The organism is Parabacteroides caeci (assembly GCF_023656795.1).
Lineage (GTDB): Bacteria > Bacteroidota > Bacteroidia > Bacteroidales > Tannerellaceae > Parabacteroides > Parabacteroides segnis.
The window spans coordinates 58,341-67,981 of record NZ_JAMOKT010000042.1 but is presented as its reverse complement, the minus strand read 5'-3'; the positions used below and the strand labels follow the sequence as shown (position 1 = coordinate 67,981).

Genomic DNA, 9,641 nt, shown 5'->3' with positions numbered 1-9,641 from the left:
AAAAGAGTTTACGGAAACTCTTTTAGTGCTAAATTTGTAAACTTATAACAGCACGGACCTTTTTGGTCCTTTTTGAAACTTTTTTATTTTCAAGAAGGTCAACTTATTTCAGGACAGGACACGGAAAAATAATGAAACGATAAGGAGGATTGTGTCTGTGGTAAGTATAATTTAGACATATGAAGTAGGGGTTTTTTATTGATGGAATGTCTTAAATATACCAGGATGTCATTAAAACAGGCAACTTCGGTAAGCTAATACGGAAAAGTGCGGGTCGCATTCGTTTAAAGCTGGAAACGTTGAAGATTTTAAATAAAAAAGAATATATTTGTTGGACTTTACTTAATCGGATGATCATGAAAAGAATGTTGTTTGTTTTGAGTGTAGTGGCTCTGTTTTGCATGAGTTCCTGTTCTTCTTACTATTATTCAGTATTGGAGTCGAATGATGCAGTCGGAGAGAAAAATGACGATAAAGATTTTGTCATAGAAAATGACAGTGTGTGTATATCTTACTGTTTTTATGGTGAAGATGCGCCTATATCTATCACGGTATATAATAAGATGGACGAGCCTCTTTTTGTTGACTGGCAACGTTCTGCATTGATCATTGACGACATTGCAACCAGCTATTACCAGGAGAATGCCCCGATACAGGGACAGACTGAATCTTCTTCATACGGTGACAGTTTCAGTTGGAGCAGAAGATATAGTTCGACAGACGCTTATTCTAGCGGCTCATTTGCCGGTCAGATAGCTTTGCCTAAAGGTGTCAGTTTTATTCCTCCCAGGTCAAAGGTGGAATCTACTCCTTTGAGGCTTACGAATTTCCCGTTCGACCGTATACCCAAAGGGGCATATACGACACAGAAATTTGCCAAGTCCAATTCTGATGTGGTAAATGTGAAAGTGAAGAAGTTTACGGAGGATGATAGTCCTTTGTCTTTCAGGAGTTATCTGAGTTTATATACGGCTAATCCGGAGAATGGAGGGAAAAACTATTCTTCTTATGAAAGTAGTTTCTATGTTGCACAGCTGATCAAGACGGGGAATGTGCCGCCAGCTTCTTTTGATGCCGGGAAAAAGCAGGCCGGAGACTTTTTCTATGTGCATAAGGTAAAAGGCGCTGATGCCGGAATTATCGTAGGTGCCGTAGCCATTGGTGCTGCCGGTATTGTAATAGAGTCGACGTTGACACCTGATCACTATTGATAGCGGGAGGAAATGAGGATAATATAAAAATGGAAGGTCATAAAGAAGTGGATATTTAAATTACAATGAAAAATATTACAGATTTGAAAACCGTCCGTCTTAGCGACGACCAGAATGCAGTCGTGATTCTGGACCAGACCCGGTTACCGGCTGAAGAATGTTATTTGGAACTTACTTCGGCTGAGGATATCTGGGATGCAATTTATAAATTGAAAGTACGCGGGGCACCTGCGATCGGTGTTGCTGCGGCCTATGGTATATATGTTTGTAGCAGGCAGATCGAGGCCGGCTCATTCGATGAATTCTATACGGCGTTTCGTCAGGTTAAAGAATATCTGGCGGGATCGCGGCCTACGGCTGTCAATCTGGTCGCAGCTTTGAACCGGATGGAAAAGGTCGTATTGGAAAATGCTTCGGAAACAGTACCGGCTTTGGTTGAACTATTACATAAGGAATCACTGGCTATCCGTGAGGAAGATGCGGCTGCCTGCCGGCGTATCGGGGAACATTGCCTGTCATTGTTGCGTCCGGGGATGGGGATTTTGACCCATTGCAATGCAGGTCATCTGGCCGTATCTGAATATGGGACGGCATTGGCTCCGGTTTACCTGGGAGAAGAGAGAGGATATGGTTTTAAAGTTTTTGCCGATGAAACCCGCCCGCTGCTCCAGGGAGCTCGCCTGACGGCATACGAGTTGAACAGAGCCGGGGTGGATGTCACGCTTATTTGCGATAATATGGCTTCGTCTGTTATGCAGAAGGGTTGGGTACAGGCGGTCATTGTCGGTTGTGACAGGATCGCTGCCAATGGCGATATCGCTAATAAGATCGGGACTTCGGGCGTTGCCATACTTGCCCGGCATTATGGCATTCCTTTTTATGTTTTGGGACCTATTTCTACGATTGATATGCAATGTCCCGATGGAAAATCCATTGTTATTGAAGAGCGGGATCCTGCTGAAGTAACAGAAATGTGGTATATGCATCGTATGGCTCCGAAAGATGTAAAAATATTTAACCCGGCTTTTGATGTAACACCTAACGAATTAATTACTGCAATTATTACGGAAAAAGGAATTTTCAATCCGGCGAATGGGGGATTTGAGTCATAGTGGATAAATCGGTATGACACTAAGTGGGATAGCTGCATTTTCAGGGGCTCCAAAAGTCGTTATGCAGTTATCTACTTGCTTTGTATTCAATGTTTTGTGGTGTTTTGTTAAGTGATAGAAATAGAGTAGAAAAAGATATTGATTTTTTCTTGTATCCAAGGAAAAAGATTGTTTATCTAGAATTAGAAGACATGTAAGCCTGCAATTGAATTTAATAAAAGTAACCTATTTAAATGGTAGCATTTTAATCCGCTCTGTGTAGTCCGGATGAGGGTATTGTTGATAATTAAGCCTTGAAATTCTTCTTGTTTATAGTTCTGCCAGAACTATGTCCTTCGAATGCAAATGTACGGACTAAATTTATGAAAAACAAATCAATAAATATAAAAGTTTTCGTTTTGTCTGTTATTGTACGTGTTAAATTTTGTTGCGCGTGTATGTTTGCGTATTGCTAAAGATATTTTGTATCCAATTTTGGGAAATTCAGATTAAACCAACCCGCATTTATTAAAAAACACTCTAATATAATAGCTCTTATTATTTGCTTTGGGTGATATTCAGCATGTATAAGGAATAATTACCATAGTTCTGGCAGAACTCGATTCACCATGTAAAAAATTGAAAAACAGAATAGCCGGATAGAGTTTCTTCAATGTGAATATATTGTTAACCTATTAAAAAAATGTCTATGAGCGGATAAAGTTGAACCCCGGTTTTTGCAGTACAATGATACTGAAACAGAAAGTTATACCTAAACATCTAAAGTAATCAATTATGACAATTTATTTTAAACCCAAGAGATTTGTTACTAAGAATGTACCATCTCTTATGTTAAGTTGTTTGCTTATCTCCATTTTTTCTTGTTCTGATGATAAGACGAATGCAAATGGAAGCGGGCAACCCTATGATCCGAATACTCCGGTCAAGTTGGAAACATTTTATCCCGATTCAGGAGGGATGGCAACTAAGGTGATCATTAAAGGTACTAATTTCGGAACAGATCCGGAAGCTATAAAAGTATATTATAACACCAAAAAAGCGGCTGTTGTGCGTGCTGCCGGTGATATGCTTTATGTAATTACTCCGAGACAGCCCGGTGCAGAGTGTCAAATATCTGTTGCAATAGGAAAAGACTCCCTTACTTTTGAAAACACATTTTCCTATACAACGCAGACTACGGTTTCTACTATAGCCGGAAAACCGGTGGGAGGTGACGATGGACATGGTGAGATGATTGATGGAACATTGGCAGAGGCTTCTTTTGATCAACCCTGGTTCTTATGTGTGGATGCAGAGAAAAATATTTTTGTTAGTGAACGTCTTGGACATGCAGTTCGCCAAATTAATGAGGAAAAGAATGTTGTCAGTACGTTGGTCAAAGGTTCAGGTAATTGTCCGTATCCCAACGCTTCTGCAACGGATGCAGAAGGTAAAACCGTTTTTGTAGCCTTAGATCAGGGGTCTCAGGGATTGATCGAGTTTGATACTGAAACTCAGTGGGCGCCTAAAAGAATTAAACCTAGGCCCAAAGAAGGAACCCCTGCCTTTACACTTGACTGGATGCATTCGGTTGCACCAAATGTAAACGACGGATTAATCTATACACGTGCCTATAATGGTCAACTTGTTCGCTTTGATCCGAGAACAAAATCTGCGGAACAACTGGATGAAGGATTATTAAGTAGCTCTGATAGCTTTGTTAGTTTTGATACTCTTGAGCCTGATATGTTGTATATCTGTTATTCAGCTAAACATTGTATATATAGCTATAACATCAAAACCAAAAAGCATGAACTCTACGCCGGTGTTCAGAATGAAACCGGATGGCAGGATGGAGAACGTGAAGATGCTTTATTTAATGATCCGAAACAAATCTGTTTTGATCAAGACGGAGTGATGTATGTCGCTGATGCCGGAAATCATGTTATACGAAAAATAACACGTGATGGTGTGGTTAGTACTGTTATTGGTATTGCCGGTGTAAAGGGGTATGTGGATGGTTCGCCGGAAGATGCCTTGTTTCAATATCCTACAGGAGTGGCTATCGACAAAGAAGGCACCATTTATGTCGGCGATGCAAGAAATAATTGTGTTCGTAAGTTGGCTATAGAATAATCTAATAAATTAAACAATTTTAAAATTGATGGTATGAAAAGACTCTTCATCATACAAATGTTGCTATGGTGTGCTCTGGTTGTGGTCGCACAGAAGCAAACATTTACGATACAAGGAACAATTATTGATCCGTCATTTAATAATGAACCGTTATCAGGAGTGAATGTATACCTGAAGGATCGTCCGGGTGTCGGTACGGCTTCGGATATAGACGGTAAATTTTTAATAAAGGCCAGTAAAGGCGATATGATTGTCTTTACTTATTTGGGATATGATAATTTTGAATACCAAGTCGCAAAGGAAGAAAAGAATTTGGTTGTAAAAATGGTAACTTCTTCGGTTCAGTTGGAGGAAGCTGTTGTTACTGCTATGGGTAATAAACAACGGAAAATCAGTGTGCTTAGTGCTGTTTCAACTGTTGATACAAAAGATTTGCAAGTACCGTCTACGTCGATCAATAATATGCTGGGAGGTAGAGTTGCCGGAGTAATTTCTTTACAAACGAGTGGAGAGCCCGGTAAAAATATATCGGAATTCTGGGTTCGCGGTATGAGTACTTTCGGTGCAAATAGTAGTGCTTTGGTGCTTATTGACGGCTTGGAAGGGGATCTGAGTCATATAGAACCGGCTGATATTGAAAGCTTTTCTGTACTGAAGGATGCCTCTGCAACCGCAGTATATGGGGTGAGAGGTGCTAATGGGGTTGTATTGGTGACAACCAAACGTGGAACGGTGGATCGTTTGAGAATTACAGCGCGCGCAAATTTGACAGTATCTACATTGAAGCGTTTGCCGGAATACGTGGGAGCTTACGATTATGCCAAACTGGCCAATGAAGCTCGGGTAGTATCAGGATCAACGCCTTTATATTCTCCCATGGAAATGGATTTGATCAAATACCAGCTTGACCCGGATTTATATCCGGACGTAAACTGGCAGAATGAGGTTTTGAATAAGACGTCTTTGCAGCAAACTTATTATATCAATGCGCAGGGGGGAGGTAGTATTGCCCGTTATTTCATCAGTTTGGGTATGTCTGATGAAGGCGCCGCCTATAAACAGGATAAGAATAGTAAATATAAGGCCGGTTCCGGATATAATACATATAATTATAGAACGAACTTGGATGTTAATGTGACGAAGACGACTCAAGTCTATTTGGGACTCGACGGAACTTTAACATCTAAAAAAGAACCGGGTATGGCAAATACCGACTATTTGTGGTATGCACAAGCCGCTCTGACTCCCCTTACGATTCCAACTAAATATTCAAACGGTATGTTACCGGCTTATGGAACGGGTAGCCAGTATTCTCCTTATGTGATGTTGAACCATACGGGGATGAAAACGTCCGAGACCTATTCCAATATGGTGACGCTTGCTTTAACTCAGGATTTTTCTCCGATTCTGAAGGGGTTAAAAGTAAAGATACAGGGTGCTTTAAATAATAAGAGTTACTATGATGAAACGCGCTATGTTTTACCTGATATGTATTATGCGGTGGGACGTTCGACTGACGGGGAGTTGAAGTTGGTAAAGAAAATTAATGCGGAAGCGGCTCAGTTTATGAATTATCAGCGGCAATGGCGTAAATACCATTTTGAAGCAAATGTGAATTATGAAAATATGATCGGTGACGATCATCGTTTTACCGGACTACTTTACTACTATATGAGTGATGAGAAAGACACATATAATGTAAAAACAAGTATGGATGCGATACCAAAGAGGTATCAAGGGTTATCCGGACGTGTGACATATGGTTTTAAGGATACTTATTTTATTGATGCTAACTTTGGTTATACCGGTTCTGAAAATTTCCGTCCTGGACAACAATTCGGTTTTTTCCCTTCCGGTGCAGTCGGTTGGGTTCCGACAAACTATGATTTTATGAAAAAAGCGTTGCCTTGGTTGAACTTCTTGAAATTCAGATTCTCTTACGGGCAAGTAGGTAACGACCGTATTTCGGATAAACGATTCCCTTATTTGACTATTATCAATTCGACTGCGAATACCGGTTGGGGAAGTCGTTATTCCTGGGGGGTAAACGAGTCTATCGTCGGCGCGGATAATCTGGCCTGGGAAAAATCAACAAAAGCGGACTTAGGTATTGAAGGTCGTTTGTTTGATGAACGAGTGAATTTTGTTGTGGACTTTTTTAATGATCAACGGGAAGGTATTTTCCAACAGCGTACCCAGGTTCCTGATTTTGCAGGTATTATAACGATGCCTTTTGGTAATGTCGGACGTATGAGAAGTTATGGATCTGATGGTAATATTTCGTATACACAAACATTTGGTAAAGATTTTGCTTTTACGGTTCGTGGAAACTTTACCTATTCGACAAATGATGTTCAAGACTGGGAACAGGCATATCCTAAATATGAGTATCAACGTATTGCCGGTAATCCGTTGAATATACAGAGAGGATATATAGCTTTAGGGTTGTTTAAGGATGACCAGGATGTGGCAAGTAGTCCAGCCCAGTTCGGTACGGTTCGCCCAGGGGATATCAAATATAAAGATGTCAATGGAGATGGAAAAATAACGACTGACGACAAGGTTCCTTTATCTTTTTCTGATTATCCACGGTTGATGTATGGTTTTGGTGGTGAGTTCAGATATAAAAATCTAACCTTGTCGGTATTGTTTAAAGGTACCGGTAACACTGACTATTACAAAGCCGGTTTACCGGATGGTTATGGTAATTATGATGTGTATGAAATGGGGTATATACCGTTCCATAAAGCGGTAGTAGGTAATGTTCCGGTACAGGCTGGCATCCAGGCAAACCGATGGACTCCGGCCTGGTATTCAGGAGATCCGTCTACAGAAAATCCTGATGCCATGTTTCCTCGTTTGACTTATGGAAAGAATGAGAACAATACACAAGTCTCGACTTTCTGGAAAGGTAATTCCAAATATTTGCGTTTGCAGGAAATCAGCTTGACCTATAACCTGAAGTCTTTAGGTTGGTTGAACAATGTAGGAATTTCCTCTGTAGACCTTCAATTGGTCGGCTATAATCTTTGTGTATGGGATAAGGTAAAGACGGTAGATCCGGAGCAAGCCGGTAAAAACGGGAATGTATATCCGATACCGGCCCGGTATGCGATACAGATGTATGTTAATTTCTAAAAATAACGGAATATGAGATATTTAAGATATTTGAAGCATTTAATCATTGTTGCTTTTATTGCTTTGTATTGTTCTATGAGTTCGTGTAATTATCTGAATGTTGATGATTATTTTATGGATACGTTGGGATATGATTCTATCTTTCAGAATAAGTTGAATTTACAACAATATTTATGGGGTACGGCAGCCTTTTTTTATGATGAAGGAGCTATTTGGGGTAGTACGTATACACCGGGAGTTGTCGGTTCGGATGAAGCTTTTACTATGTGGGACCATGATGAGTATCCGGGTACGCAATTTGTGTTGGGAAATATAAATCCTGACAACCTGATGAGTATGAATGTCTGGCCGCAAATGTATAAGATCATACGGAAAACCAATCTTATTTTTCAACGAATAGATGAGTGTAAAGACCTTACGACCTTAGAAGAGCGTGAGATATTAGGATATGCTCATTTTATGCGTGCTTATGCCTATTATCATATATTGATGAATTTTGGTCCGGTTGTTTTGATAGGTGATGAAACCCTGGAGACGAATGAGAAACCGGAGTATTACAACCGGGAAAGAGCGACCTATGACGAGTCGGTAGATTATATTTGTGATGAGTTGGAGTTGGCTGCGAAATATATACCTCTTACTGTTTCTATGGGGCAATTCGGACGTCCTACCCGTGGAGCGGCTTACGGGCTGATTGCGCGTCTGCGTTTGCAGCAGGCAAGTCCCTTGTTTAACGGTGGTGCAGCTGCTAAAACCCATTTTGCATCGTGGAAACGTACGGTCGATGGAGTTGATTATGTTTCACAGCAATATGACGAAAAGAAATGGGCGGTTGCCGCTGCGGCAGCAAAACGGGTGATTGATATGGGAGTTTATGAGTTATATACGGTAAAACGAGATTCGACAACTATGCCGTTACCCAAAAATGTTCCTTCGGGAGATTTTCCCAATGGGGCGGGAAATATCGACCCTTTCAAGTCGTATAGCGATATGTTTACAGGAGAAGCGTTGTCTCAAAAAAATACGGAATTTGTGTGGGGGCGTATTTCCAGTAATGTAAGAAACTATACCCGGCATGCGTTTCCTATTGATAATTTAGGTGGCTGGAATGGTATGGCTATTCCTCAAAAGATTGTAGATGCGTATTATATGGTAGACGGTCGTGATATCAACAACTCGAGTGAAGAATATCCTTATTCGGAAATCGGATTTTCCAGTGAGAAGCAATCCTTCTCCGGTTATCAGTTGAATAATGGCGTATATAATATGTATATGAACAGAGAAATGCGTTTTTATGCCTCTATCGGTTTCAGTGAATGTTTCTGGCCTTGTCTTTCTACAAGCGAGAGTGGACGCAGAAATCAGACGATCACCTATTTTAAGGGAGGGAACTTCGGGAAAGACCGTACAAATTCAGATATTCGAAATTACCCGATCACAGGTTACGTAATCAAGAAGTTTATCCACAAAGACGATGCCTGGGCCGGAAATGATGCGGAGACACTGGAAAAACCTTTCCCTATAATCCGATATGCAGAAATTCTTCTTTCTTATGTGGAAGCACTCAACAACCTGACGGGAGGGCATACCATTACAGATGCTGAAGGTAACAGTCAGACATTTACCAGAGATGTGAATGAGATGGCTAAATATTTTAATATGATCCGTTACCGTGCCGGGCTTCCGGGATTGACATCTGCTGAATTATCATCCCCTGATCAAATGTTTGATTTAATAGTACGCGAAAGAATGATCGAGTTTTTACATGAGAATCGTCGTTTCTATGACGTACGTCGCTGGGGTATTTATGAAGAAGTTGACAAAGAGCCTATTGTCGGAATGGACACCGAATCACGTAAAGACGGTTATTATGAGCGTACGGTGGTCAATCATCCGATAGCCAGAAATCGTAAAGTCGAAAGAAAAATGATCTGGTTGCCTATTAGTCGCCAGGAGATCAGAAAAGTACCGAAAATGGATCAAAATCCGGGATGGGATAATTAATAATATTAAAATATATGGATATGATAAACAAGGTAATATATAGAATAACCGCATGTTTGTT

At 40.6% G+C, this 9,641-nt stretch carries 5 protein-coding genes; all 5 read left to right on the top strand.

Annotated features, from left to right (window positions below; genetic code table 11):
* Nucleotides 1-356: 356 nt before the first annotated feature.
* The 5 genes from NBH15_RS19265 to NBH15_RS19245 all read left to right on the top strand — a co-directional run bounded on the left by NBH15_RS19265 (nt 357) and on the right by NBH15_RS19245 (nt 9,580).
* Entirely contained in the window at nt 357-1,211 is an 855-nt protein-coding gene (locus NBH15_RS19265; RefSeq protein ID WP_250823329.1) for a hypothetical protein, read from the top strand.
* 65 nt (nt 1,212-1,276) lie between these two features.
* On the top strand, nt 1,277-2,323 hold the full coding sequence (gene mtnA, locus NBH15_RS19260; protein WP_250823328.1) for an S-methyl-5-thioribose-1-phosphate isomerase: 1,047 nt from the start codon (nt 1,277-1,279) through the stop codon (nt 2,321-2,323).
* 774 nt (nt 2,324-3,097) lie between these two features.
* Nucleotides 3,098-4,438: an IPT/TIG domain-containing protein gene (locus NBH15_RS19255; protein ID WP_250823327.1), complete on the top strand. Its 1,341-nt coding sequence runs from the start codon at nt 3,098-3,100 to the stop codon at nt 4,436-4,438.
* 33 nt (nt 4,439-4,471) lie between these two features.
* A complete protein-coding gene (locus NBH15_RS19250) occupies nt 4,472-7,576 on the top strand; it encodes a SusC/RagA family TonB-linked outer membrane protein (RefSeq protein ID WP_046147923.1) in 3,105 nt (1,034 codons plus the stop codon).
* 12 nt (nt 7,577-7,588) lie between these two features.
* Nucleotides 7,589-9,580, top strand: a complete 1,992-nt coding sequence (locus NBH15_RS19245) for a RagB/SusD family nutrient uptake outer membrane protein (protein ID WP_250823326.1) — start codon at nt 7,589-7,591, stop codon at nt 9,578-9,580.
* Nucleotides 9,581-9,641 lie beyond the last annotated feature (61 nt).